The sequence below is a fragment of the Nocardioides sp. QY071 genome, from assembly GCF_029961765.1.
Lineage (GTDB): Bacteria > Actinomycetota > Actinomycetes > Propionibacteriales > Nocardioidaceae > Nocardioides.
The window spans coordinates 4,524,984-4,550,262 of sequence record NZ_CP124681.1; the positions used below are offsets into that span (position 1 = coordinate 4,524,984).

General features: G+C 72.5%; 30 protein-coding genes. 25 read left to right on the plus strand and 5 right to left on the minus strand.

Going from position 1 to position 25,279, the window contains the following annotated elements; translation table 11 throughout:
* Positions 1–4 precede the first annotated feature (4 nt).
* Both flgK and flgN read right to left on the minus strand, forming a co-directional pair.
* Complete coding sequence (gene flgK, locus QI633_RS21845; protein ID WP_282427060.1) at positions 5–1,408, minus strand: flagellar hook-associated protein FlgK; 1,404 nt, start codon at positions 1,406–1,408, stop codon at positions 5–7.
* The gene (flgN, locus tag QI633_RS21850) at positions 1,408–1,905 is read right to left on the minus strand and encodes a flagellar export chaperone FlgN (RefSeq protein ID WP_282427061.1); all 498 of its coding nucleotides are present in this window, start codon (positions 1,903–1,905) and stop codon (positions 1,408–1,410) included. Before flgN ends, flgK begins: the two co-directional genes overlap by 1 nt.
* Before the next feature lie 215 nt (positions 1,906–2,120).
* Here flgN and QI633_RS21855 point away from each other — a divergent pair, with 215 nt between their 5' ends.
* Positions 2,121–2,966, plus strand: a complete 846-nt coding sequence (locus QI633_RS21855; RefSeq protein ID WP_260805793.1) for a sigma-70 family RNA polymerase sigma factor — start codon at positions 2,121–2,123, stop codon at positions 2,964–2,966.
* 5 nt (positions 2,967–2,971) lie between these two features.
* Positions 2,972–3,982, plus strand: coding sequence for a hypothetical protein (locus QI633_RS21860; protein ID WP_282427062.1), 1,011 nt, complete (start codon positions 2,972–2,974; stop codon positions 3,980–3,982).
* A 6-nt stretch (positions 3,983–3,988) separates the two neighbouring features.
* On the opposite strand, the gene QI633_RS21865 is transcribed toward QI633_RS21860, so the two are convergent.
* A complete protein-coding gene (locus QI633_RS21865; protein WP_282427063.1) occupies positions 3,989–4,516 on the minus strand; it encodes a DinB family protein in 528 nt (175 codons plus the stop codon).
* Between the two features lie 133 nt (positions 4,517–4,649).
* Here QI633_RS21865 and QI633_RS21870 point away from each other — a divergent pair, with 133 nt between their 5' ends.
* From QI633_RS21870 to QI633_RS21890, 5 genes are all read left to right on the plus strand, one after another.
* Complete coding sequence (locus QI633_RS21870; protein ID WP_141797434.1) at positions 4,650–5,483, plus strand: flagellin; 834 nt, start codon at positions 4,650–4,652, stop codon at positions 5,481–5,483.
* A gap of 87 nt (positions 5,484–5,570) precedes the next feature.
* A complete protein-coding gene (gene fliD / locus QI633_RS21875; protein WP_282427064.1) occupies positions 5,571–6,881 on the plus strand; it encodes a flagellar filament capping protein FliD in 1,311 nt (436 codons plus the stop codon).
* 232 nt (positions 6,882–7,113) lie between these two features.
* Positions 7,114–7,506 (plus strand): flagellar export chaperone FliS, encoded by a 393-nt coding sequence (gene fliS / locus QI633_RS21880; RefSeq protein ID WP_282427065.1) that lies wholly within the window; start codon positions 7,114–7,116, stop codon positions 7,504–7,506.
* 2 nt (positions 7,507–7,508) lie between these two features.
* Positions 7,509–8,582: a glycosyltransferase gene (locus QI633_RS21885; RefSeq protein ID WP_141797431.1), complete on the plus strand. Its 1,074-nt coding sequence runs from the start codon at positions 7,509–7,511 to the stop codon at positions 8,580–8,582.
* The gene (locus tag QI633_RS21890) at positions 8,579–8,914 is read left to right on the plus strand and encodes a hypothetical protein (protein ID WP_141797430.1); all 336 of its coding nucleotides are present in this window, start codon (positions 8,579–8,581) and stop codon (positions 8,912–8,914) included. Before QI633_RS21885 ends, QI633_RS21890 begins: the two co-directional genes overlap by 4 nt.
* 89 nt (positions 8,915–9,003) lie before the next feature.
* Here the strand turns inward: QI633_RS21890 and QI633_RS21895 are convergent, their stop codons facing one another.
* The gene (locus QI633_RS21895; RefSeq protein WP_282427066.1) at positions 9,004–10,314 is read right to left on the minus strand and encodes an HNH endonuclease signature motif containing protein; all 1,311 of its coding nucleotides are present in this window, start codon (positions 10,312–10,314) and stop codon (positions 9,004–9,006) included.
* A 170-nt stretch (positions 10,315–10,484) separates the two neighbouring features.
* A complete protein-coding gene (locus tag QI633_RS21900; protein WP_282427067.1) occupies positions 10,485–11,543 on the minus strand; it encodes a chemotaxis response regulator protein-glutamate methylesterase in 1,059 nt (352 codons plus the stop codon).
* 72 nt (positions 11,544–11,615) lie between these two features.
* Here QI633_RS21900 and QI633_RS21905 point away from each other — a divergent pair, with 72 nt between their 5' ends.
* The 18 genes from QI633_RS21905 (at position 11,616) to QI633_RS21990 (ending at position 25,277) form a co-directional block, all read left to right on the plus strand.
* A complete protein-coding gene (locus tag QI633_RS21905; RefSeq protein WP_282427068.1) occupies positions 11,616–12,473 on the plus strand; it encodes a protein-glutamate O-methyltransferase CheR in 858 nt (285 codons plus the stop codon).
* 11 nt (positions 12,474–12,484) lie between these two features.
* Positions 12,485–12,847, plus strand: a complete 363-nt coding sequence (locus QI633_RS21910; protein ID WP_203043953.1) for a response regulator — start codon at positions 12,485–12,487, stop codon at positions 12,845–12,847.
* Positions 12,848–12,908: 61 nt separating this feature from the next.
* Positions 12,909–13,397: a chemotaxis protein CheX gene (locus QI633_RS21915; RefSeq protein ID WP_141797425.1), complete on the plus strand. Its 489-nt coding sequence runs from the start codon at positions 12,909–12,911 to the stop codon at positions 13,395–13,397.
* Positions 13,394–13,753 (plus strand): response regulator, encoded by a 360-nt coding sequence (locus tag QI633_RS21920; protein WP_141797424.1) that lies wholly within the window; start codon positions 13,394–13,396, stop codon positions 13,751–13,753. Before QI633_RS21915 ends, QI633_RS21920 begins: the two co-directional genes overlap by 4 nt.
* Positions 13,754–13,764: 11 nt before the next feature.
* Positions 13,765–14,244: a hypothetical protein gene (locus tag QI633_RS21925; protein ID WP_282427069.1), complete on the plus strand. Its 480-nt coding sequence runs from the start codon at positions 13,765–13,767 to the stop codon at positions 14,242–14,244.
* An 86-nt stretch (positions 14,245–14,330) separates the two neighbouring features.
* A complete protein-coding gene (locus QI633_RS21930; RefSeq protein ID WP_282427070.1) occupies positions 14,331–15,353 on the plus strand; it encodes an Ig-like domain-containing protein in 1,023 nt (340 codons plus the stop codon).
* Positions 15,354–15,468: 115 nt separating this feature from the next.
* Complete coding sequence (locus QI633_RS21935) at positions 15,469–16,395, plus strand: oxygenase MpaB family protein (RefSeq protein ID WP_282427071.1); 927 nt, start codon at positions 15,469–15,471, stop codon at positions 16,393–16,395.
* A 153-nt stretch (positions 16,396–16,548) separates the two neighbouring features.
* Complete coding sequence (gene flgB / locus QI633_RS21940) at positions 16,549–16,911, plus strand: flagellar basal body rod protein FlgB (protein WP_141797421.1); 363 nt, start codon at positions 16,549–16,551, stop codon at positions 16,909–16,911.
* Positions 16,911–17,303: a flagellar basal body rod C-terminal domain-containing protein gene (locus QI633_RS21945; RefSeq protein WP_141797420.1), complete on the plus strand. Its 393-nt coding sequence runs from the start codon at positions 16,911–16,913 to the stop codon at positions 17,301–17,303. The genes flgB and QI633_RS21945 overlap by 1 nt, the downstream gene beginning before the upstream one ends.
* Complete coding sequence (locus tag QI633_RS21950; RefSeq protein ID WP_141797419.1) at positions 17,303–17,629, plus strand: flagellar hook-basal body complex protein FliE; 327 nt, start codon at positions 17,303–17,305, stop codon at positions 17,627–17,629. Before QI633_RS21945 ends, QI633_RS21950 begins: the two co-directional genes overlap by 1 nt.
* A 7-nt stretch (positions 17,630–17,636) precedes the next feature.
* A complete protein-coding gene (fliF, locus tag QI633_RS21955) occupies positions 17,637–19,229 on the plus strand; it encodes a flagellar basal-body MS-ring/collar protein FliF (RefSeq protein ID WP_141797418.1) in 1,593 nt (530 codons plus the stop codon).
* Positions 19,226–20,257 carry a flagellar motor switch protein FliG gene (gene fliG / locus QI633_RS21960; protein ID WP_260805791.1) on the plus strand — a complete coding sequence of 344 codons (1,032 nt, stop codon included), beginning with the start codon at positions 19,226–19,228 and terminating at the stop codon, positions 20,255–20,257. Before fliF ends, fliG begins: the two co-directional genes overlap by 4 nt.
* Positions 20,241–21,005 carry a hypothetical protein gene (locus tag QI633_RS21965; RefSeq protein ID WP_282427072.1) on the plus strand — a complete coding sequence of 255 codons (765 nt, stop codon included), beginning with the start codon at positions 20,241–20,243 and terminating at the stop codon, positions 21,003–21,005. The genes fliG and QI633_RS21965 overlap by 17 nt, the downstream gene beginning before the upstream one ends.
* Positions 21,002–22,306: a FliI/YscN family ATPase gene (locus QI633_RS21970; RefSeq protein WP_141797416.1), complete on the plus strand. Its 1,305-nt coding sequence runs from the start codon at positions 21,002–21,004 to the stop codon at positions 22,304–22,306. Before QI633_RS21965 ends, QI633_RS21970 begins: the two co-directional genes overlap by 4 nt.
* Entirely contained in the window at positions 22,303–22,743 is a 441-nt protein-coding gene (locus tag QI633_RS21975; protein ID WP_282427073.1) for a flagellar FliJ family protein, read from the plus strand. The genes QI633_RS21970 and QI633_RS21975 overlap by 4 nt, the downstream gene beginning before the upstream one ends.
* Entirely contained in the window at positions 22,740–23,681 is a 942-nt protein-coding gene (locus tag QI633_RS21980) for a transglycosylase SLT domain-containing protein (RefSeq protein ID WP_141797414.1), read from the plus strand. The genes QI633_RS21975 and QI633_RS21980 overlap by 4 nt, the downstream gene beginning before the upstream one ends.
* The gene (locus QI633_RS21985; protein WP_282427074.1) at positions 23,681–24,751 is read left to right on the plus strand and encodes a flagellar hook-length control protein FliK; all 1,071 of its coding nucleotides are present in this window, start codon (positions 23,681–23,683) and stop codon (positions 24,749–24,751) included. Before QI633_RS21980 ends, QI633_RS21985 begins: the two co-directional genes overlap by 1 nt.
* A gap of 10 nt (positions 24,752–24,761) precedes the next feature.
* Complete coding sequence (locus tag QI633_RS21990; RefSeq protein ID WP_141797412.1) at positions 24,762–25,277, plus strand: flagellar hook capping FlgD N-terminal domain-containing protein; 516 nt, start codon at positions 24,762–24,764, stop codon at positions 25,275–25,277.
* Positions 25,278–25,279: the final 2 nt, after the last annotated feature.

The window sequence follows — 25,279 nt, forward strand, 5'->3', positions numbered from 1 at the left end:
TCCCCTAGCGGCCGACCAGGCCGGTGCGGTTGATGAGCGTGTCGAGGACCTCGTCGATCGTGGTCATCAGCCGCGCCGCCGCCTCGTAGGCCCGCTGCGCGGAGACCATGTTGACCGTCTCCTCGTCGAGGTTGACGCCCGCCTGCTGCTCGCGAGCGTCGTCGAGGGCGCCGGAGAGCGACGTCTGGTTTGCCGTACGGCGATCCAGCGCCGCCACGTCCGTCCCGAGGCCGTTGACCAGGCGCTGGTAGGCGTCCGGATAGGTGCCGACCCGGCTGAGCAGGTCGGCGTTGGCGCCGTCCAGCGCCCCGCCGCCGACGCTGGACGCGGCGAGCTTCGAGGGGTCGGTGATCGCGACCTGCAGACTGGCGGCGCCGACCAGCGGGTCGTAGCTGAACAGCGGCGCACCCGCGGCGCCGCTGGCGTCGAAGCCCGCTGCCTGCTGGGCGTTGACGGAAGCGGCGAGGTCGGCGGCGACGGCGTCCAGACCGGCGCGGTACGCCGGCAGCGTGGTCGTGAGCACCTCGGTGACCGCACCCAGCTCACCGCCGGGACCGGCCGAGCCGGACGGGAGCACGGTGCTCCCCCAGGTCGCGTCGATCCGGTAGCTGATCGGCGAGCCGTCGGCGTCGCCGGTCGGGGTGATGCCGGAGGCGAGCACGAAGGTTCCGGCCTCCTTGCCCTGGACCAGCGCGGTGCCCGCGACGGTGACGGTGAACTGGCCGTCGGGCTGGACGGTCGTGACGCCGCCGGTGAGCTCTGCGAGGCGGGTCGCCAGCACGTCGCGACGGTCGCGCAGCACGCCCGCGTCGGTGCCGTTCTGCTCGGTGACGAGGATGTCGTGGTTGAGCGCCGCCAGGCCCGAGGCGGCGGTGTTGACCTCGCTGACCAGGTTGGTGGCGTGCACCCGTTGGTCGGCCTCCTCGCCCGCGACGTTGGCGACCTGGCCGCGCAGGGCCTGGGCGAGGGTCTCGGCGCGGCCGAGCACCTGCTGCCGGGCGGCGGTGCCGCCGGGGTTCAGCGAGAGGTCCTGCCAGGCGTTGCGGAGGTCGAGCATCGCGGCGTGCACGCCGTTGGGGCCGGGCTCGCCGACGCCGTCCTCGACCCGGGCCAGGATCGTGCGGCTGGTGGAGAGGTAGGAGAGCAGGCCGTGCTCGCGGCGTACCCGGGAGTCCAGGAGCGGGTCGGTCATCCGGCGTACCTCACCGACGGCGACGCCCTCGCCGTGGCCGTCGTAGCGCGACCAGAGCGCGGCCTGTGCACTGCTGACCGATGCACCCACCACGCGGCGGCGGACGTAGCCGTCGGTGCCGGCGTTGGCGATGTTGTTGCCGGCCACGTCGAGGGCGACCTGGTTGTAGCGCAGTCCGGAGAGAGCGGTGTTGATCGACCCGAACGACCCGACCATCACAGGCTCCGGTCGAGCAGGTGGTGGCGGGGGGTGTCGGCGACGACGGTGCCGGCGTGGGTGTAGCTCGCGGTCGTCGTACCCCCGATGGCGAGCAGGGTCTCGCGCGCGGACCGGTAGCCGGCGGTGAGCAGGCCCTTGGCCTCCTCGGAGGTCTCGGCGATGTCGCGCGCGGTCGCGACGAGGGCGTCGCGGTGGTCGCGAAGGATCCCCGCCCACGGGTCGGGCGCGGCCTCGGCGAGCGCGGCCAGCGACGGGTTGGGCGTGAGCCCGAGGACGGCGGCGGCCTCGTCGGCGGCGGCGGCGCGCAGCACCTCGGTGGCGCGAAGGTCGTCGAGCAGGTCCTCGATGTCCCGGGTGGCGTTGACCAGCCACCGGGTCCGGCCGCTGGCGAGCACCAGGCGTTCGACCTCGAGCCGGTAGGACAGTGCCTCGAGCATCTCGCGCTCCCGCCACAGGACCTGTGACAGCTTGTCCATGTCTGCGGTGTCGATCACGACACTCCTCCTTCGTCCGCCCCGAGCCGGGGACATTCGTGCCGTCCCATCGCCCGTCCGGTGCCGGACCTGAGCGTTTTCGCCGAACGGGCGACGTACGGATGTCCGTGGTGACCACCCGGACCCGGGACCTGGGTCCCCATTCGTCCGACCGACCGGACACTTGGAGTGCATTGCCCTGCGCGTCGCCGCCGCGAGGCCGGAACCTCATGCATGTGAACGCGAACGACGCCACCGCCGCCACCTCGGGTACCGACGAGCTGATCACCAGCCACATGCCCCTGGTGGGACACATCGTGCGGGAGACCATGGGACGGGTGCCGTCCCACGTCAACCGCGACGACCTGACCTCGGCCGGCCTGACCGCACTGGTCCTGGCGGCCCGCGCGTTCGACGCGACGCGGGGGGTCCCCTTCGACCGGTACGCCGCCACCCGGATCCGCGGCGCCCTGCTCGACGAGCTGCGCTCGGTCGACTGGGCCTCCCGTTCGGTGCGACGCCGCGCCCGCGACCTCGCCGAGACCCGCAACCAGCTCGCCGTCGTCCTCGGCCGGACCCCCACGCTGGCCGAGGTCGCCCGGGCGACCGGTCTCAGCGAGGACGAGGTCGTCGCCAACGACGACGACGTCTCCCGCGCGCAGGTGCTGTCCCTGCAGGGCTCGAGCACCACCCCGATCGAGGAGCTGGTCCCCACCCGCGCTCCCTCCCCCGAGGACCTGCTGGAGCACGGCGAGCGGCTCACCTACCTGCGCGAGGCGATCGCCGAGCTGCCCGACCGGCTGCGGGTCGTGGTCGAGGACTACTTCTTCTCCGAGCGACCGATGGCCGACATCGCCGAGGACCTGGGCGTCACCGACTCCCGGATCTCCCAGATGCGCGCCGAGGCGCTCTCGCTGCTGCGCGACGCGCTCAACCACGAGCTCGAGCCCGCCCTGGTCCGTCCCACGGGCAAGGCCGGCGGGGTCGCCCAGCGCCGCCGCGAGTCGTACTTCGCCGCCGTCGCCGCCCGCCACGCGGCCGGCATGCGCCGCGGCCTCAGCCCGCTCGACGCGGTCGGCTGACCGGCATGGGCTCCCGACACGACCGCGTCTACGTCTACTACCCGCGCGGCCTGCGCACCGGCGGTCCCGAGGCGCTGCACCAGCTGGTCGACAGCCTGCGCCGCCAGGGCGAGGACGCGTTCCTGGTCGCCGTCCCCGGCTCGGAGGACGCCGAGCGGGTGGCCGAGTACGCCCACTACGACGCCCCCGAGGCCGAGGTCCGCGACGTCGCCGGGGCCGCGGTGGTCCTGCCCGAGGTCTGGTTCACCTCGCTGTCGGTGTTCGAGCACGCGACGCCGTACTGCTGGTGGTTGAGCATCGACAACGCCCCCGTCTTCTCCACCGACTGGCAGTACCGCGACCCGTGGCGCCCGGTCACCCGGCACACACCGCCGACCGAAGGTCCCGGGCTCGACATCGCGCTCGGCCGCCGCGTGCACAACCTCACGCAGTCCCACTACGCCTGGGCCTACCTGTTCACCCGCCTCGGCACCTGCGGGTCGATGCTCTCCGACCACACCGACCCGGCGCCGTACGACGCCCTCGACCTCGTCGCACCCGGGGACCGCGGCCCGACGGTCGCCTACAACCCGGCGAAGGCGGACCTGGTCACCGAGGTGCTCGCGGGCCTGCTGCCCGAGGTCACCTTCGTGCCGTTGGCCGGCCTGACCCGGCCCGAGCTCGCCGCGACCCTGGCGAGCTCGGCGGTGTACCTCGACCTCGGCTTCCACCCCGGCAAGGACCGCCTCCCCCGCGAGGCCGCGCTCGCCGGCGCGACCGTCGTGGTGGCCCGCCGCGGCGCCGGCGCCTACCACGCGGACACCCCGCTGCCCGCCGAGCACCGGCTGCTGCCGACCGAGGACATGGTCGAGCGGGCCGCGGACACGGTGCGCGCGATCCTGGCCGACCCGGAGACGCACCACGCGCAGCAGAAGGACTACCGCGAGCAGGTCCGGGGCGAGCGGGTCCGCTTCGACGAACAGGTCCGCCGGATCTTCGTCGAGGGTCGCCTCGGCGAGGACGGCAGCGGGTCCTAGCTGCCCCTACTCCCCGACGGCGCCGTCGATCGACTGGCGCAGGAGATCGGCGTGACCGTTGTGCCGGGCGTACTCCTCGACCATGTGGCCGAGCAGCCAGCGCATCGTGACCGGCTCCGCCGGGTCGGCGGCCGGCGTGGCCAGGCCCAGCTCGCCGGCGAGCGTCTCGTCGATCACCCGGTCCGAGACGGCGACCGCGTCGTCGTACCACTCCCAGAGCTGGTCGGCGCCGAAGTCGCGGGCGTGCGCCCATGCCCAGTCAGGGTCGTCGACGTCGGCGACCCCCAGCCAGGCCGGCATCGCCACCCCGCCGGCGAAGGACAGGTTGAACCAGCCCGACTCGACCATCGTCAGGTGCAGGACCAGACCGGCGAGCGTCATCGTCGTCGGCGCCAGCGGCCGGCGGAGCTGCTCGTCGGTGAGGCCGGCGCACTTCCACCGCAGCGTGTCGCGGTGGAAGTCGAGGAAGCCCCGCAGGGTCTCGGCCTCGGTCCCGTCGAGGGGTGGCTGGCGCCGGTCGTCCCGAGTCGTCATGCCCGGCAACCTAGGGCCGCCGAACTTTTTCCGGAAGACCTCTCAGCTCGTCTCCGGCGGCGCCGAACGAGCACCCGACGGGAGACCACGGACGGTCCCCGGCCAACTGACCTGATTCCAGGAGGGAAACATCATGGGTCTTCGCATCAACCAGAACATCGAGGCCACCAACGCCTACCGCAACCTGTCGGTGACGCAGGGTCAGCTCTCGAAGTCGATGGAGAAGCTCTCGTCCGGCTTCCGGATCAACCGCGCCGCCGACGACGCGGCCGGCCTGGCGATCTCCGAGGGCCTGCGGGCGCAGACCGGTGGCCTCAAGGTCGCCGTCCGCAACGCGCAGGACGGCATCTCGGTCGTGCAGACGACGGAAGGTGCGCTCACCGAGGTCCACTCGATCCTGCAGCGCATGCGTGACCTCGCCGTCCAGGGCTCGAACGACAGCAACAACGCCGACGCGCGTGCCAACATCAAGGCGGAGGCGGACCAGCTCACCAGCGAGCTGACCCGCATCGGCAACTCCACCAACTTCAACGGCACCAAGCTCCTCGACGGCTCGGCCACCGCCCTGAACTTCCAGGTCGGCGCCGACGGCGACGCCAACAGCGCGATCACCGTCAACCTGTCCTCGGCCAACGTCACCGCGGTGTCCAGCTCGCTGTCCGCCGTGTCGTTCAGCAGCTTCTCCTCGTCGCAGAGCGCCATCACCGCCATCGACGCGCAGATCAAGTCGGTCTCCACCGCCCGAGCGAACCTCGGTGCCTACCAGAACCGGCTCGAGCACACGATCGCCAACGTCAACGTCGCGATCGAGAACCTGTCCGCCTCGGAGTCGCGGATCCGTGACACCGACATGGCCTCGGAGATGATGAGCTTCACCCGCTCGCAGATCCTCAGTCAGGCAGGTACCGCGATGCTGGCGCAGGCCAACTCCGCCCCGCAGGGCGTGCTGAGCCTGCTGCGCGGCTGATCGTCCTGTCGTACGACGAGGCGCCGGCGGGACCCTCGGTCCTGCCGGCGCCCTCGCCGGTTTTCCGCCCCGACCTGAGGAGCAGCAGTGGCAACCGCAAGCATCGGCGGCCTGGCCAGTGGCCTGGACACCGCGACGATCATCGACCAGCTGATCCAGCTCGAGGCCGCGACCCAGACCAAGCTGAAGAGCAAGGTCACCTCACAGCAGGCCGAGTCCACGGCGCTGCAGGGCGTGAACTCCAAGCTGGCGGCCCTGGTCACCAGCGCCACCGCCCTCGCGACCGGCACCACCAGCGGTGTCTGGGCGACCTTGCAGGCGACGTCCTCGTCGACCTCGGTCGCCGTCACCGCCCGCAGCAACGCCGCCCCGTCGACCATCTCGGTCGGCGTCACCCAGACCGCCCTGACCCACCGGCTGGCGTTCGGCCAGGCGACCGGGCTGACCACGGCGGGCGCCGTACCGACCTCGGTGACGCTGGCCCGCGGCGCCGACACCGTCGAGATCACCTCCGACGGCACCCTCGGCGGTCTGGTCAACGCCATCAACGCCGCCGACTCCGGGGTGCGCGCCTCGGCCGTCAAGGTCGCCGACGGCTCGTACCGCCTCCTCGTCGAGTCGAGCACGACCGGCGCCGCGCAGGCCTTCACGCTCACCGAGACCGGCACCGGCGCGGCCGTCCTCGGTGGACCCGAGGCCGCCCTCACCCAGACCGCCCGCGACGCGATCGCCACCGTCGGGGGCATCTCGGTGACCTCCACGACCAACACCTTCACCGACGTCCTCGACGGCGTCGACATCACCCTGGCCAGCACCGCCGCGCCCGGCACGACGGCCGAGGTCACCATCACCCGCGACGCCAAGACCCGGGCGAGCGCGACCAACGACTTCGTCACCGCGATCAACGCCACCCTCGGCCTGATCGCCTCGGTGGGTGACCCGAAGACCGGCTCGGTGCGGGCCAACAGCACGCTGCGCAGCGTCTCGTCGTCCCTGGTCGAGACGATCTACCCGCCCGACGGGACGAGCCTCGCCTCGATCGGCATCGAGACCGATCGCTACGGCAAGATCACGTTCGACCAGGACAAGTTCGCGGCCGCGTTCGCCGCCGACCCGGCCGGTACGCAGAGCGCCTTCGCCGCGTTCGCCGACCGGGTGAAGACCGCCGCCACGGCGGCCTCCGACGCCTCCACCGGCACCGTCACGGCCGCGGTCAACAGCCGCAACGCGACGATCACCCAGCTCAACCAGAGCATCAAGGACTGGGACGACCGGCTGGCGCTGCGCCGTACGACACTCGAGCGGCAGTTCACCGCCCTCGAGGTCGCGATGAGCCAGATGCAGAGCCAGTCGAGCTGGCTCGCCGGACAGCTCGCGTCGCTGCCTGGCTCAGCCTGAATCCGCCGGTGGGTGGCGTAGCGAGCGTCATCCCAGGGGTGCGATCGCAAGGCGCGGGCGCGACGACGTGCTCTCTCGCCCTTCGAGCGTCCGCAACGCAGCGAGCGCGCCGCTGGGGTGGCGCGTAGTAGCCACCCATCGGTGGATTCGGGCTAATGCAGCTGACAAATCGGCCGATGGGGAGGTCGTCCGCGACCACCACACGGGTCCAGGCACCGGAACAGGAGTGATCATGCAGGGCAGCGCAGCGCGCACGGCGTACGTCGGGAACGCGATCGCGACGGCCAGCCCGGCCCGGCTCCTGGTGATGCTGTGCGACCGCCTGGTGCTCGACGTCGAGCGCGCCGCCCGCGCGCAGGTCGACGGCGACCGGGTCGAGACCCACAACCAGCTGGTGCACGCCCAGGCGATCGTCACCGAGCTGCGCAGCTCCCTGCGCCCCGAGGGCTGGCGCGGGGGCGCCGAGCTGGCGTCGCTCTACGCCTACCTCGACCGCCGTCTCGTGGAGGCCAACACCCACAACGACCGGCGCGCGACCGCCGAGGCGCTCGGCCTGTGCCGCGCGATCCGCGACACGTGGCGCGAGGCCGCGATGCGGGCGGCCGGTCTCGCCGCGGGGGCGTGACGATGCGGATCTACGCCTGGACGGGCACCCAGTACCACGAGGGCGTCGGCACCCTGCGCTACCGGATCACCACGCCGCTGAGCGAGGCCGAGCACCAGGGGCTGGCGCAGTGGCGCTTCGGCGCGGACATGTACCCCGAGGTCGCGATGGTGCACGACGTGCTCATCGGACAGCTGCTCATCCAGCCCAGCGGTGCTGAGGTCTGGGAGACCCTGGCGAGGGTCGACGACGGTCCGCTGCTCGTCGCCGAGCACGACGACGACATCGTCAACGTGCGCCCCGACAACCCGTACTTCGGGCACCACGGCGTCAGCTACGACGAGTTCATGGCCACCAACGTGGTCGCCGCACGCCGCGCCCTCGCCGCCTCCGACCTCGTGACGGTGTCGGTGCCCCACCTCGCCGAGCAGTACGCCGAGCACACCGACGCCCCGATCGTCGTCCTGCCCAACACCGTCGACGGCGTCCTGCTCGACGTGCCCCAGCGGGTGCGGGCGAAGGGCGAGCGGCTGCGGGTGGGCTGGAGCGGCAGCGCCACCCACGACAAGGACATGCGGCAGAACGTCGAGGGGATCCGCTACGGGCTGCGCAAGACCGGTGCCCAGCTGGTGCTGATGGGCGCCGACTACCGGCCGCTGATGAGGCAGGCGGACGCGGAGTACCACGCCTGGAAGACCCAGATCGACGAGTACTACCTGGTCGTGTCGACCTTCCACGTCGCGCTCGCGCCGCTGGCCGACGACCTGTTCAACCGCTCGAAGAGCCCGCTCAAGGCACTCGAGGCATCCGCGCTCGGCATCCCCGTGGTCGCCTCGGACGCCGGTCCCTACCGCGACTTCGTGATCCACGGCGAGACCGGATTCCTGTGCCGCACCGACGACGACTGGATGCGCGCGCTGCGCGCCCTCGACGCCGACGAGGACCTGCGCCAGGCGATGGGCGCCGCGGCCCGCGCGCACGCCGCGAACTTCACGACCCAGCTGTGGGCACCGCGCTGGATCGACACCTACCGGCAGGCCCTGGCCCGCAAGCGCGGCGTACCGGCCGACGACCTGGCACTGGTGAGCGTCCCGTGACCGCAGCCCTGCCCGCGGACCGTCCGGCGTCGTGGACCGAGGCCCTCGACCGGCTCGAGGCGCACGCCGACCACGCCGAGCAGATGCTGCGGGGCGTGCCCGCCGGCGCGACCGGCACGACGCCGGAGCCGTGGCTGCCGCCGACCGACCTGGGCCCGCTGCCCAGCGACCTGGTCCCCCGCGCGCGGATGCTGCTCGCCCGCCAACAGCGGCTGATGGCCGCGATCCCCGGCGTGCTCGCCGACAACCGTCGCCAGCAGCAGGTCGCCGACCGGGTCGGCCGGGCGACGACCACGCCGCCGACGCCGGTCTACCTCGACGTCACGGCCTGAGACACCCGGAGCCCGAGCCTGCGTCAGCGTTCTCGGGCATGCCTGCGCCCCCGCGGACGTGAGGTCCTGCGGGGTGCGGGGCGGGGTCGCTACTGGTCGGGCGGGCTGGGGTCGCTGGTGTCGCTGGTGTCGTGGAGGGGGTGGGTGCCGCGGTGGTCGACGCGGAACCGGAACCCGTTGGGGCTGGTCCACACATAGGTCGCCGGCATCGGGGTCTCGTAACGCCACCGTGAGTGGGTCTTCGCACGGTGGTGGCGCCGACACAGTGGCACTTCGTTGCACGGACAGGTCGGACCACCCTGGCCGTGGGGCTTGGTGTGGTCGATGTCGCACCTGGTCGCAGGGCGGGTGCAGTGGGGGAAGCGGCAGGTGTGGTCGCGCAGTGCGACCTGGGTCTTGTGGCGGTCGGGGATCTCGTACGCCGTGACGGGGACGTGGTCGGTGAGGTCGATCACCGGCCGCACGATCACGGTGGTGTGCCGAGCGCGGAGCCATTCCTGGATCTGGGCGGTGGTGATGGGGCAGCGGCCTTCGTCCCAGCGGCCGACCGGGTTCTGCCCGGTCAGGGTGGTGTTGGTGACGTGCACGTTGAGCACGACCTTGCGGCCCGGGACGGTCGCCATCACCTCGCCGGTGTCCGGGTCGGGGAGCAACAGGTCCAGGGCCAGGTCGTGGCGGGCGAGCTCGGCAGCCGCCTTCGAGCGGCGCACGTCGAGCGTCGAGTCGTCACCGAGTCGCCCCAGGACCACGGCTCGTCGGGCGATCGCTTGGTCGAGGTCGTGGCCATCGGCGGCGTCCAGGAGCCCGTCGAGGCGGACCAGCCCGTGCTCGTCGACCTCGCCGAGGTCGAAGTGGCGGTGATCGCTCGCCTTCTGACGGTCGGCCTCGACGCGTTCGGGGTCGAACCGCAGCACTGCTTCGGCGACGAGACGTTCGAGCTGGGCCCAGCCGACTCCGGAGGCGTTCCACAACTGCCGGTCCACGAACCCAGCCGCCTCAGCACACAAGCCGTGGGTGAGGTCCGCGATCCGCTCGGCCCGCCACGGTGCCAACCGCCCAGCCGCGACGGCGTCGTACACGTTCGGCAGCCGCCACGCGCACTCGATCACGCGGCCGACGTACGCCTTCCCGCCATCGGGGGACCTGCCGAGGACCGCGACGAGCTCCATCAACGCGAACTCCGACACCAACGGGGCACCCGCACCCGCGATCGGGACGCCGGTGTCGAGGTAGCCCTCGGTGATCGTCGCCGCACCCACAGGGCCGGTGACGATGTGGCCGCTGGCCCAGGCGGTGATGTCCTCCCACTCCTCGATGATGAGGGCGTTGCGGGAACGGATCCGGTCACCGACCCGTGACAGCAGGGCTGCTGTCGTGCGGGGCCGGGTCCCGAGATCCATGGCTGGATCCTCCCACCCAGGTCCGACACATCCACGCGCCGGAAACCCGCCTGTGGACAGGGGAAACTCGATCCGTGGGGTGTGGAGAACCGACGTCTCCAGCTGCACAGTCCCGGCAGCACAGCCAGAGGTCTCGAGACGGTCGCTGCGCGACCTCCTCGACCACCGGGTCAGGCCGCGCGGGAGCGCCGTACCGTGGCGATGACCCGGTCGGCGAGCTGGTCGAGCGGGAGCACGTCGTCGGCGAGGCCGGCGCCGGCGACCGCGCCGGGCATCCCCCACACCACCGAGCTCTCCTCGTCCTGGACGAGGATCCGGGCACCGGACGCGGCCAGCTCCTTCGCGCCGGCGAGCCCGTCCTGGCCCATGCCGGTGAGCACGGTGGCGAGCGCGCCGGCGCCGTACGCCTCCACGGCGGAGCGGAACAGCACGTCGACGGCCGGGCGGCAGAAGTTCTCCTGCGGTCCCTGGTCGAGGGCCACACGTACACCGGCGGCGGAGCGCCGTACCCGCAGGTGGAAGTCGCCCGGCGCGATGAGCACCTCGCCCGCGTGCGCCGGCTCACCGTCGACCGCCTCGCGGACGGCCAGCGCGCTGACCTTGTCGAGGCGCTGGGCGAGCATCGTGGTGAAGACGGGCGGCATGTGCTGGACGACGAGGACCGGGACGCCGAGGTCGGCGGGCAGCCGCGGCAGCAGCCGCGCCAGCGCGTCGGGTCCGCCGGTGGAGCAGCCGATGAGCAGCGCCGCGACGGGCGCGACGGCGGAGCGGGGCCGCTCGCGCCGTACGACGGGGACGGCGGCGCCCGGGGTGAGCTTGCGGATCCCTGCCAGGGCGCGGATCCGGGGCACCAGCTGGTCGCGGATCGCGGCGATCCCGTCGGCGATCTGGCCGGTGTTGGACGGCTTCGTGACGTAGTCGCTCGCGCCGCGGGACAGCGCGTCGAGGGTCGCCTTCGCGCCGCGCTCGGTCAGCGTCGAGAACATGATCACCGGCAGCCGCGCGTGCTTCTCGCGGATCCGCGTCAGCGCGCCGAGCCCGTCGAGGTGGGGCATCTCGATGTCGAGGGTGACCACGTCGGGGGCGAGCTCGTCGACCATCCGCACGGCCTCCAGGCCGTCGCGGGCCACGCCGGCGACCTCGATGTCCGGCGCCTGCCGGAGCGCGGTGGTCACCAGCCGTCGTACCAGCGCCGAGTCGTCGACGACGAGAACCCTTATCTGAGTCACGCCCCGTCCATCGGCGCGGGGCTGCTGGGTCTGAGCGCTCAGGTCCCTGCGGGTACCGCCGATGGAGCGGGCATGACGACGTCCACCGCCTTCGCGTCCGTCTCGGCGCTCGTCCGACGGGAGACATCGATGGTGTACGACGAGGGCAAGGAGTACCTCGTCGAGGCCCGGCTCAACCCGCTCGCCGCCGCCCGCGGCCTGGGACTCGAGGAGTACGTCGCCCGGTTGGCGTTCGACGCCGACGAGCGGCGCAAGGTGGTCGACGCGCTGACCATCAACGAGACGAGCTGGTTCCGCGACCACACGCCCTACCAGGCGTTCACCGACGCGATGCTGCCCGCGCTCCTGGAGGGCCGACAGGTCACCCGGCGGCTGCGGATCTGGAGCGCGGCCTGCTCGAGCGGGCAGGAGGCGTACTCGATCGCGATGCTGCTCGACCAGCACCTGCCGGCGGGGTGGAGCTACGAGATCGTGGCGACCGACATCTCGACCGCGATGCTGGAGCGGGTCCGGGCCGGGAGGTACAGCCAGGTCGAGGTCAACCGCGGCCTGCCCGCCACCAGCCTGGTCCGCTACTTCACCCGCGTGGGACGGGACTGGGAGATCGCCGACCGGCTCCGCGAGCGGGTCACGGTCAAGCACCTCAACCTCGCGGCGCCGTACCTCGGGCTGGGCAGCTTCGACGTGATCTGGCTGCGCAACGTGCTCATCTACTTCGACGCCTCCACCAAGCAGGACATCCTGCGCCGGATGCTGCCGATGCTGGCCGAGGACGGCTACCTGCTCCTCGGCTCCTCCGAGACCACCCTCGACATGCCTGCCGATCTCGCGGCGGCCTGGCAGCGCGAGCAGATCGGGCGGGTTCCGGCGTACCGCCGCGCGTCGGCCCGCAGCACCCTGACCCCGTCCCTCACCAGCACAGGAGCCTGACCGTGCGAGCGATGATCATCGACGACTCCCGGGCGATGCGCAGCATCCTGCGCCGCATCGTCACGGACCTGGACTTCGAGACGAGCGAGGCCGAGCACGGCCAGGCCGCGCTCGACCAGATGCGCGCGGGCGTCGTACCCGACGTGTGCCTGGTCGACTGGAACATGCCGGTGATGGACGGCTACACGTTCATCACCGAGGTGCGCGCGAACCCGGAGTGGCGCGACGTCACGCTGATGATGGTGACCACCGAGAGCGAGCAGCGACAGATCGTGCGCGCGCTGGCCGCCGGTGCTCACGAGTACGTCATCAAGCCGTTCACACCGGACGCGATCGTCGACAAGCTGTCGCTGCTCGGGCTGGTGCCGGCATGAATCACCCCACGAAGTTCTACTCCTCCGCTTCGCTCCCCCGTACAACTTCGCGGGGACCCCGATGAGCGCCGTCCTGCCCGAGGTCGAGGTGCCCGAGTCCGGGGACGTCCTGGCCGTCACCGAGGACGTGTGGATGGCACTGCTCGGCGACGACGCGATGCTGGTGCCGCGCGCCGTCCCGCCGGGAACGCCCTTCGACGCCACCGCCTGGTCGGCGGCGACCACCATCAGCGGCGGCTGGCAGGGCGTCGTGACCGTCGAGCTCGACGAGGCCCTCGCTCGCCGCCTCACCACCCGGATGCTGGCCCTGCCGGCCGACGAGGAGGCCAGCGACAGCGACGTCGCCGACGCCGTCGGCGAACTGGTCAACATGGTCGGCGGCAACGTGAAGAGCCTGATGCCCGGCCCGAGCGTGCTCTCGCTGCCCGCCGTCGCCGCCGGCCGTGCGGCGTTCGCCAGCGACTCGGCGCTCGCCTGCCGCCTCGACCTCGTGTGGCAGGACGCCCCTGTCCGTGTCTCCGTCCACGTCCCCCAGGAAGGTCCCCGATGAAGATCCTGATCGCCGACGACAGCCGCGTGATGCGACAGATCGTGATCCGCACCCTGCGCCAGGCCGGGCACGGCGGGCACGACATCGTCGAGGCCGAGAACGGCCGCCAGGCGCTCGAGATGGTGCAGTCCGAGGCCCCCGACCTGGTCCTGTCGGACTGGAACATGCCCGAGATGAACGGCATCGACTGCCTCTCCGCGCTCCGCGCCTCCGGCTCTCAAGTGGCCTTCGGGTTCGTCACCTCGGAGGGCTCGGAGGAGATGCGCGAGCGCGCCGCCTCCGCCGGCGCGGCCTTCCTCATCGCCAAGCCGTTCACCCCGGAGGCGTTCGACGACGCGCTCCGCAGCGTGATCTGAGGTCCGTTGCCATGCCTGTCCACCTCCCCCAGCCCAAGCAGCTGCGCGACCTGCTCGCCGACCTCCTCGGCCGCGACGTCACGCTCACCCCGTCGGCACCCTTCGCGCCCGGCCCGGACACCCCCGCCTCCGTCGCCCTGTACGTCGACGACAGCCTCCGGATCAGCGCCCTCATCGCCTGCGACCTGGCCTTCTCGGCGTACGCCGGCGCGGCCCTCGGCCTGATCCCCGTCGGCGACGCCACCGCTGCCGTCGGCGACGGCAAGGTCACCGACGCGATCTCCGAGAACCTCTACGAGGTGCTCAACATCGCCGCCTCGACCTTCAACGTCGCCGGCGCCGACCACCTGCGCCTGCACGCCCTCCATCCCGCCGGCCCCCCGCTCGACCCGCAGGTGCGGATCAGCACGCTGACGCTCGGCCGTCGTGAGGACCTGGCCGTCGACATCGCCGGGTACGGCGCGGGGTTGTTGTCCGTCGTCCTTCTCTGAGGGACAACTCCGGGACACCGACAGGGACAAGATCGAGGACGCGTAGCCCTCCGGGCCGGGACGGCGGGCCTCCTAGCGTCCCCGCCATGAACCCCCAGAACCGCAAGCGAAAGTCCCTGTTCACCCTCGGCGCAGGCCTCCTCACCGCCTCCCTGCTGGCGTTCGCGGCCCCGGCCCACGCGAGCAGCGAGTGGCAGGACGGCAGCAGTCAGTCCGACACGATCCTCGACTGCTGGACCGGCCAGCCGTCGACCGGCGTCACCGCGAACACCGGGTGGTGGTCGCCGACCGGCGAGGTGCCGAAGGTGGGCGAGCCGTTCCTGCTGCACGGGTACGTCGGCCTGGTCGGGCTGCCGTGCAGCAGCGGCGTGACCGTCGTACCGGAGCTGGTGTTCGACGAGACCGCGTTCGGCTACCCCGACGAGCCCGTGAAGTGGGGCATCAACGCCATCGACGACCCGACCCCGACCTTCTCGACCGACCCGGTCGAGCTGACGCGGGGCCCGAACAACGGCATCGCTATCGCGTCGGTGAACGGCCAGGCGATCACCCTCAAGCGCGGCCAGATCTTCGAGTTCCAGGTGCCGGTGGTGGCCAAGCGCGCCCTGAAGGGCACCGCCACGCCCGCGCCGAGCTGCTACGAGCGGACCGCCGGCATCGCGGCGTGCCCGGTCGCCACCTCGGGCGACCACCTGCAGGTCGCGTTCCAGGTGGCCGGCCACGGCGGCGACAAGAACTTCGTGACGCCGTACGTCCCGCTGTTCGCCGCGGGCACGGACACCGGCGGCGGGGCCGGCGGCGGTGGCGGCGCCATCGCGAAGGCCACCTCGAGCACCAGCGCGACGTTCAAGGTCTCGGCCCGCAAGAAGGGGAAGGCGACGGTCACCGTCCAGGCGAGCGCCGCACCCACCGGCGAGGTCGTCGTGCGCGACCTCGCGCGCAAGGGCCGGATCGTCGCCCGGGGCACGCTGAGCGCCGGCCACCACGGCGTCCTCACGCTGAAGGTCGCCAAGCTCGGCAAGGGCAAGCACCGCCTGGTGGCGCAGTACGCCGGCTCGCCGGGCGTGCAGCCCTCGACGTCGGGGGTGAGGAAGCTCCGCCTGAAGTAGTCCGCACGAGAGCGTCGGGCCGGGTCGAGGACGTCTTGACCCGGCCCTTTGCATGGGACTACCTTGCGTCCGAACCATCTGAACACACCCGTTGACAGATACTCGAGGACCCGCCGTGCCCCGAACCGCTCCCACGACGCTGCTCGGCACCGTCTCCAGCCTCGGTACGACGAGCGGGGTCGCCAACATCATCCAGCAGCTGGCGCTGCCGCCGGTGGGCGAAGGCGTGAGCGAGAGCCGGGTGGTGTCGGGGAGCCCGCGGCGCTACCCGGTCAAGCGGGCACGGACGACGGGTCAGTACCTCGCCCTCGCGGTGGCGGGCAACGACGAGGACCGCGCCGCCATGCGGGCCGCGGTCGCGCAGGTGCACCGGCACGTGCGCTCCGGCGAGCACAGCCCGGTCGCCTACAACGCCAACGCCGTCGACCTGCAGCTGTGGGTGGCGGCCTGCCTGTTCCGGTTCTTCGTCGACCAGCACGTCCTGCTGTACGGCGACCTCAGCCGCACCGAGCTGGACACCCTCGTCCGGGCAGCCGCTCCCCTGGCCACCGGCGTCAACGTCCGCCCGGAGCACTGGCCGGCGGACTGGGCGGCCTTCGAGGACTACTGGGCGAACATGCTGCCGCGGATGGCGATCTCCGACGAGGTACGCCGCGACTTCGAGTCGCTGGCCGACCTCGGGTTCCTGGGCGAGGCCTGGGGGCTGCCGGGACGGCTCCTCTCGCAGGCCTTCGGGCCGGCGTACCACTTCATGACGCGCGGCAACCTGCCGCCGTACTTCCGCGAGCTCATGGGCTGGTCGTGGACGCCCCGGGACCAGAGGAGGTTCGAGCGCGCCCTGACCGCACTGCGCTGGGCCGACCGGCTGGGCAACCGGGTGGTGCTGCGGATGGTCTACCGCCTCTACGTCGCCGACTTCCGGATCAGGCGGAGGCTCGGCTTGAAGGTCCTCGGCCGGCTGCGGGTGTCCGACCTGATGGTCCGCGACGGCGGCGGCCGGCGGTGGCCGGCCCGCGTGCGACAGGTCGATCGGTCGAGATAGTCAGGACCTAGTCCCAGCCCCGGGGACTCAGGTCGGAGCGAGCCGCACCGATCAGGCACGGTGAGCGACGGATTGCTCACCCTCGCCGACGGACCGGCACCGACTTCTCGCACCGACCCCTGACGGGACCGGTGCATCTCCAGGAGATCGACCGTGTCCTTCGCAGCGTCCGACGCCGTCGGCTTCGTGTTGCACTCCGCGATCAACGGGCTGTCCCAGCGGCAGCAGGTGATCGCCGACAACATCGCCAACGTCGACACCCCTGGCTTCCGTGCCCGCAGCGTCGAGTTCGAGTCCGCGCTCACCAGCGCGATCGAGCACGGCCGCGCCACGACGAGCGACCTCACCGCGACCGTCTCGGCCACAGACACCCCGGTCGGTGCCAACGACAACAACGTCGACCTCCGCAAGGAGTCGATCGCCGCCATCCAGACGCAGTACCAGTACCAGATCATGGGCCGGGCGATCAGCGACCGCGACTCGCGCCTGAACATGATGGCCGGGGGTGCGGCCTGATGGGGGCCTTCGACACGCTGCGGATCGCGAACACCGCGCTCGGCGCGCACCAGGTCTGGCTCGACGCCCTGGCCGGCAACATCGCCAACGCCAACACCGTCAAGCGGACCAGCGAGGACGCCTTCCAGGCGACGTACGTCGTCTTCGACCCGCGCTCCGACGGCGGGGTCGACGTCGCGGGCTTCGCCGAGGGCGACCCCGAGGGCCGGATGGTCCACTCGCCGGGGCACCCGCTCGCGGACGAGGACGGCTACGTCCGGCTCCCCGACATCGACATGGCGGCGCAGATGAGCCAGCTGGTGATGGCGCAGCGCGGCTACCAGGCGTCGGTGCAGGTCACGAAGACCGCCCAGGACACCTACGGCGCGGCCCTCCAGATCGGTGCGCGCTGATGGACATCACTCCCCTGCAGTTCCCCTCGGTGTCGAGCGCCGGCGCGCTCGGCCCGATCGCGGCGCCCACGACGGCCGACAAGGTCGCGCCCTCGACCGGGCCCGACACCGAGTTCGGCTCGCTGGTCCTCGACGGCCTCGACCGGCTCGAGGGCCTGACCGACAAGGCCGACGGCCTGGCGGTCCAGGCCGCAACCGGCAAGCTCGAGAACATCCACGACTACACGATCGCGGCCAGCGAGGCGTCGGTCGCCAGCCAGCTGACGGTCTCGCTGCGCAACCGCGCGGTCGAGGCCTTCAACGAGATCATGCGGATGCAGGTCTGAGGACACGATGCAACAGCGACTCACCCGCTACCTCACGCGCGCCCGCGACACCTTCGGTGGCTTCACGGCCGGGCAGAAGGCCGTCGCCGTCATCGGTACGGCGGCCCTGCTGATCGCCGTCTTCATGGTGTTCCGCTGGGTGTCGACCCCCAGCTACGCCCCGCTGTACTCCAACCTCTCCGGCACCGACGCGAGCGCCGTGATCGAGGAGCTCGACTCCCAGGGCGTGCCGTACAAGATCGCCGGTGGCGGCGGCACGATCATGGTGCCGCGCTCCGACGTGTACAGCACCCGGATCACCCTGTCCGGCAAGGGCCTCCCGGCGAGCACCGACGGCGGCTACAGCCTGCTCGACAAGCAGAGCCTGTCGACCTCGGAGTCGCAGGAGCAGACCAACTTCAAGCGCGCCATGGAGGGTGAGCTCTCCAAGACCGTCGAGGCCATCCACGGCGTCGACACCGCGGTCGTACACCTCGCCATCCCGGAGAAGCAGGTCTTCACCGACGAGCAGGACCCGCCGACCGCCTCGGTCCTCATCGACACCGAGCCGGGCACCTCGCTCGACGACGGACAGGTCCAGGCGATCGTGCACCTGGTCGCGTCCAGCATCGACGGCCTCGAGCCGAAGAACGTCACCCTGACCGACGCGAGCGGCAAGCTGCTCACCACCGACGACAGCGCCGACGGCGGCGTCAGCGCGGCCTCCGCGCGCACCAAGCAGGTCGAGGCCTTCCAGGACTCGATGCAGACCGACATCCAGGCCGTGCTCGACCGCGTGCTCGGTCCCGGCAACTCCACGGTCACGGTCACTGCCGACCTCGACTTCGACAAGGCGGTCACCGACAGCCGGACGTACGGCGCCAAGGAGAACATCCCGCCGCTGTCGGAGTCCTCGACCAACGAGACGTACGCCGGCCCGGCCAGCGGCGCCAACGCCCCGGCCGGTGGCGTGGTCGGCCCCGACGGGCAGATGGACCCGACGACGACGGGCACCGGCGACTCGTCGTACAAGAACAGCTCGAAGACCCGCGACAACGCGCTCGACCAGACCGTCGAGCACCGCGAGAAGGCGCCGGGCTCGATCAACACCCTGCACATCGGGGCGGTCCTCGACGCGACCGCCGCCGCGGCCGTCCAGCCGCAGGTGGTCAAGGACCTGATCAGCAACGCGGTCGGCATCAACGCCCAGCGCGGCGACACGATCGACGTCACCACGATGGCCTTCGACCGCAGCGCGGAGAAGTCCGCCGCTGCCGAGCTCAAGGCGGCCAAGGCCGCCGACGCCACGGCACGGCGCAACAGCCTGCTGCGCAACATCGGGATCGCCGGCGGAATCCTGCTGATGATCCTGCTGGCCTGGTTGCAGGCCCGGCGCCGGGCCAAGGTCCGCGACGACGCCCGGGCCTACCTCGTCGAGCAGCTGCGCACCGACGCGGCCAGCCGCACCGCCCAGCTCGAGGCTCCGGCCCTGGCCGCGCTCGAGTCGTCCGAGAAGGACGAGGAGGAGTCGATGCGCGACGAGCTCATCGCCCTCGTCGACCGGCAGCCCGACGACGTCGCCGCCCTGCTCCGAGGCTGGCTCGTGGAGCCGCGGCCATGACACTCATGACCACGTCCGGCCCCACCCTGGTCTCGATGGGCGTCCGCAAGGCCGCGGTGCTGCTCATCCAGATGGGCAAGGAGCGCGCGGCGCAGGTGATGTCCCACCTCAGCGACGCCGAGGTCGAGGCGATCTCCGGCGAGATCGCCCGTCTCGACGCGGTGTCGGCGAGCGAGACCTCGCAGGTGCTCGAGGAGTTCCACAACCTGGCGACCGCGCACGCCCACGTCACGCAGGGCGGCTTCGGGTTCGCCCAGCAGCTGCTCGAGCAGTCGCTGGGTCCCGAGCGGGCCAAGGAGATCATGGAGCGGCTGCACGCGGCCGCCGTCCAGATGCCCTTCCAGTTCCTGCACCGCGCGGATCCCGCTCAGCTGCGCAGCTTCATCGCCGACGAGCACCCGCAGGTGATCGCGCTGGTCCTCGCGCACATGGCCGCCGACAAGGCGTCCCTGCTGCTCAGCGGCCTGCCCGCGCACCAGCAGGCCGTGGTCGCGCACCGGATCGCGGTCATGGACCGCACCTCGCCGGAGATCGTGCGCACCGTGGAGGCCGTGCTGGAGCGCAAGCTCTCCTCGATGCTGCAGCCCACCGAGGTCTCGCGAGTCGGCGGCGTGGACCCGCTGGTCAACATCATCAACCGGTCCGACCGGCCGACCGAGCGGCAGATCGTCGAGGGCCTCGAGGGTCTCGACCCGGCGCTGGCCGACGAGGTCAAGAGCCGGATGTTCATGTTCGAGGACATCACCGGCCTCGACGACCGCTCGGTGCAGCAGGTGCTGCGCCAGGTCGACACCGCCGAGCTCGCGCTGGCCCTCAAGGGCGTCAGCGACGCGGTCCGCAGCAAGATCACCGCGAACCTGTCCGAGCGCGCGGCCGAGAACCTGCTCGACGAGGTCGAGCTGCTCGGCGCCGTCCGGCTGGCCCAGGTCGAGGAGGCCCAGCAGGGTGTCATCCGCACCATCCGCCAGCTCGAGGAGCAGGGCCAGATCATGGTCCGGCGAGGGAACGACGATGAGTTCGTCGTCTGAGGCCAGCGGCGAGCGAGCTCGCGAGCTTGGCGCGTCGGCCGAAGAGATTGAGGGCGCGTCCGTCCGAGGGACGAGGACGGAACCGCGTGTCTCGAAATCTGAGCGCCACGCCGAGCTGAAGCTGCCCGAGCTGCGGGTCGGCACCTGGACCCGCCTCGGCAGCGACAGCGTCCTCGGCGACCGGGTCACCGAGTCGCTGCTCGACGGGATCGCCGCGGAGGCCCGGGACGCCGCCCGCGCCCAGGGGTACGCCGTCGGCTGGGCCGAGGGCCGTCGTACCGCTGCCGAGCAGGCGGCGGTCGAGGAGGCCGAGCGTGCCGCCGTCCAGGCGGCGGCCGAGGCGCGCCGCGAGGCCGAGCACCGCGCGGCGCTCGACGCGCTGGGCCGGGCCGCCGAGCAGGTCCGGGGGCTGCTCGACGACCTGGCCCGCGCTGTCGAGGACCAGGCGGCCGACCTCGCGTGGTCGCTGACCAGCACGCTGGTCGGCAGCCAGGTCGCCCGCCTGGAGCCGGTCGACGTCGTCGCCCGGGTGCTGCAGGTGCTGCCGCCGGGCCCGGTGGGCCGGGTCCGGCTGCACCCGTCGACCGCTACGTCGCCCGCCGCGCAGGAGCTGACCGGCCGCGGCCTGGAGGTCGTCGCCGACCCCACGCTCGGCCCGATCGACGCCCTGGTGGAGGGCGTCGACGGCTCCGTCGTCGACCTGCGGGTCGGCGAGGCGATGGACCGGGTCCGCGAGGTGTTGGCATGAGCGTCGACACCGCCGTCCGCGCCCGCCTGCTCGCGGCCGCCGCTCCCCTGCACCTCGGCACCGTGGCCGAGCTGGTCGGCCTGCACCTCGAGGTGCGCGGCCTGCCCGACGCCGCCGTCGGCGACCTGCTCGAGGTCCGTACGACAGCCGGCCCGCTGCTCGCCGAGGTCGCCGCCCTGCGTCCCGGCAGCGCCATCTGCCTGCCCCTCGGTACGACGACCGGTGTCCGCGCCGGCGACCTGGTCCGCGCGACCGGCGGCCCGCTGCGGATCCAGGTCGGCGAGTCCCTGCTCGGTCGGGTCGTCGACGGCCTCGGCCGCCCGGTCGACGGCGGTCCCCTGCTCGAACTGGAGACGGTGTCGACCGAGCACGCCACCCCCGATGCCCTGAGCCGGCCGCGGATCACCGAACCGCTCGGCACCGGTGTCCGCGCCCTCGACGCCCTGGTCCCGCTCGGGCGCGGCCAGCGGATCGGCATCATGGCCGGCTCCGGCGTCGGCAAGTCGTCGCTGCTCTCGATGATCGCCCGCGGCACCGACGCCGCCGTCAACGTGATCGCGTTGGTCGGCGAGCGCGGCCGCGAGGTCCGCGAGTTCATCGACGGCGACCTCGGCCCCGAGGGCCTGGCCCGCTCGGTCGTCGTGGTCGCGACCTCCGACGCCCCCGCCGTCGAGCGGCTGCGCGCTGCGTTCACCGCCACCCGGATCGCCGAGTGGTTCCGCGACGCCGGCCGCGACGTCGTCCTCATGATGGACTCGCTCACCCGAGTCGCCATGGCCCAGCGCGAGATCGGCCTGTCCGCCGGCGAGCCCCCCGCCACCCGCGGCTACCCGCCCAGCGTCTTCGGCCTGCTGCCACGCCTCCTCGAGCGGGCCGGTACCTCGGCGACCGGCTCGATCACCGGCATCTACACCGTCCTGGTCGAGGGTGACGACCTCCAGGACCCGATCGGCGACACCGCCCGCTCGATCCTCGACGGCCACGTCGTGCTCTCCCGCGACCTCGCCACCGCCGGCCACTTCCCCGCCATCGACGTGCTCGAGTCGATCTCCCGCGTGCACCGCGCCGTCACGACTCCGGACCAGCAGCAGGACGCGGGCCGGCTGCGGCGGATGCTCGCCGCGCACCGCTCGGTCCGCGAGCTCGTCGAGATCGGGGCGTACGTCGCCGGGGCGGACGCCGACGCCGACGCGGCGCTGGCCCGGCTGCCCCTGATCGAGGAGTTCCTGCGCCAGTCCATGGACGACGTCACGCCCCGCGCCGAGGCGTGGGACCGGCTGGCCACGGTGGTGGCACCATGAGCCGCCGCGTGCACCGCGAGGACCGCGGTCTCGCCGCCGTCGCCCGGATCCGCGAGGTCCGCGAGACCGACAGCCGGATCGGCCTGCAGCGGGTCCTCGCCGAGGAGGCCGCCCTCGTCGGCCGGCTCGCCTCACTCGAGTCGACCATCGCCTCCGCGCCGGTCCCGGCCACCACCACGGTGTCCGCGCTGGTCGCCGCCCGCACCCACCTGGCGCACGCCGGCATCCTGGTCGGCGAGACCCGCGACCGGGTCGCGACCGCCGAGGTCGTCACCGCCGACGCCCGCGCCCGCTGGGGCAGCGACCGCGCCCGCCTGGCCGCGGTCGAGCACCTCCTCGAGCGCCGGGCCGCGCGCCGTCGTACCGAGGCCGAGCGGCGCGCCGCCCGTGACGCCGACGACCTGGCCGCCCAGCGCTGGGCGCGAGGAGAGCGATGAGCATCGACAACGTCACCGCCCGGATCAGCGAGATCCAGGCCCGGCTCGCACAGTTCGCGACCGTGCGGACCACCAGCACCGGCGGCGGCTTCGCGACCGAGCTGTCCGCGCGCGTCGACGGCACGGCCACCTCCGGCTCCGTGAGCGGGGACGCCGTGGTCGCCGAGGCGCGCAAGTACCTCGGCCTCCCCTACGTCTGGGGCGGCACCGACCCGACCAAGGGCATGGACTGCTCCGGCCTGGTCCAGGTCGTCTACAAGAACCTCGGCTACGACCTGCCGCGGGTGTCCAACCAGCAGGCGAAGGCCGGCACGCCGGTCGCCAGCATGGCCGAGGCCCAGCCCGGCGACCTGATCGCGTGGGACAACTCCAGCCGCAACAACGGCGTCGACCACATCGCCATCTACATCGGCGGCGGCAAGATGATCGAGGCCCCGCGCACCGGCCTCGACATCCGCGTCGTCGACGTCCCGTCCACGCCCGACGTCATCCGCCGGATCATCCAGCCCGGCAGCGGTGCCACCGGCGCCTCGGCCGCGGCACCGGTCGCCACCCGCGCGGCCTCCGGGACGCCGTACGCCGACCTGATCAACGCCGCCGCGGCCCGCACGGGCGTCCCCGGCAACCTGATCGCCGCCGTCGCGAAGCAGGAGTCCGGCTTCGACGCGAAGGCCGTCAGCCCCGCCGGCGCGCAGGGCCTGATGCAGCTGATGCCCGGCACCGCCAAGGGCCTCGGCGTCACCAACCCGTTCGACCCCGCGCAGGCGATCGACGGCGGCGCGCGGCTGCTGCGCTCGCTGCTCGACAAGTTCGGGCGCACCGACCTCGCGCTGGCGGCGTACAACGCCGGAGCCGGCGCCGTCTCCCGCTACGGCGGCATCCCGCCCTACAAGGAGACGCAGAACTACGTCCGCAACGTGATGGCGATGGTGAGCTGATGAGCATCACTCCGTTCCTGCCGGGCCTCCCGGCCCCGGCCCCCACCGACGGCGCTCCCGCCGCCACCGATCAGTCCGGCGACGCGGGTGTGGTCTTCGGCGACGCGCTCGCCGCGGCACTGCTCGCGACGGTGCCGTTGCCGGTCGCGCCGGTCCCGGTTCCGACGGCTCCGGTCGCCGCCGCATCGGCCGCCGCCCCGCTCGTCGGCGCGGTGATCACGCCCGTGGTCGCGCCGGTAGTGCCGAACGCGTCCCCGGCTCCCGAGCCGGCCGCGGCGCAGTCGGAGCAGCCGGAGCAGCCGGAGCGGCCGGCCACGCCGACCGCGCCCGCGGCGGCGGCGAAAGCCCCGGTCACGGCGCTGTCCGCGCCGACCACCGACGACGACGCCACCGCACCTGCGCCGAAGGACCCGGCCCAGCCGCGCCTCGAGCCCGCCGCCCCGGCAACACCGGCAACCCCGGCAACCTCCCCGGCCCCCGACGCGACCGTCAGCGGCCCCACCGTCGTGGCCCCGCCGGTGCTGACCGGCGCCCGCCCCACCGTCGATCGGGCCGTGGTCCAGCAGGTCTTCCCCGAGGTCACCCGCCTGGTCGCGACCACTCCCACCGACCGGCCCGGCACGCACCGGATCACCCTGACCCTCCAGCCCGAGCAGCTCGGCGAGGTGCGGGTGACGCTGGTGGTCAAGGACGGGGCGGTGCAGGTCCGCCTGGCCGGCAACGCCGAGGACCCCGCAGGCAGCGCCGCGGTGCACCGCGCGCTGAGCTCCGGCGTACCCGAGCTGCAGCGGCTCCTCGAGCGCTCCGGCGCCACCGAGGCCCGGGTGCTGGTCCGCGACCCGTTCAGCCCCGCCGCACCCCAGCCCACCGCGCCGAGTGCCCCTGTCGCCGCCACCAGCCAGACGAGCGGCAGCACGGTCTCGGCCGACGCCGGCCGCGATGGCGCCCGGGCCTGGAACCGCTCCTCGGACGACACCGACCAGCGCCGGCACCGGCGCGACGCACCCGAGCCGCTGCTCGTGCCACCCCCGACCACCACCCCCGCCGGTCAGCTCGACCGGACCCTGTGAGGAGCAAGACATGTCCGTCTCCAGCACCGAAGGCATCGGCGGCTACGGCGTGACCGGTACGGCGGCCACGGGCGCCACCGGCACGACCGGGACCTCGAAGACCGCCGACAAGGACATGTTCCTGCAGCTGATGGTCGCCCAGATGAAGTACCAGGACCCGCTCAACCCCACCGACTCCTCGCAGTTCCTCGCCCAGACGGCGCAGTTCACCGCCCTGGAGAAGATGCAGGACGTCGCCGACCAGACCGCGATGATGCTGAGCACCCAACTGGCGTTCGGCGCGAGCTCACTGATCGGCCAGACCGTGCGGTGGTACGACGCCACCGGCGCCGAGCAGTCCGGAGTCGTGCAGGGCACGACGTACCTCAACACCGGCCCGGTCCTCAGCGTCGACGGCAAGTCCGTCGCCGTCACCGACGTCATCAGCGTCGGCACCGCACCCACGATCCAGGCGCCCACCACCAGCGGTGGTGGCACCTACGTGCCGCCCAGCGGCACCCCGTCCACCACCGCCCGACCCGCCTGACC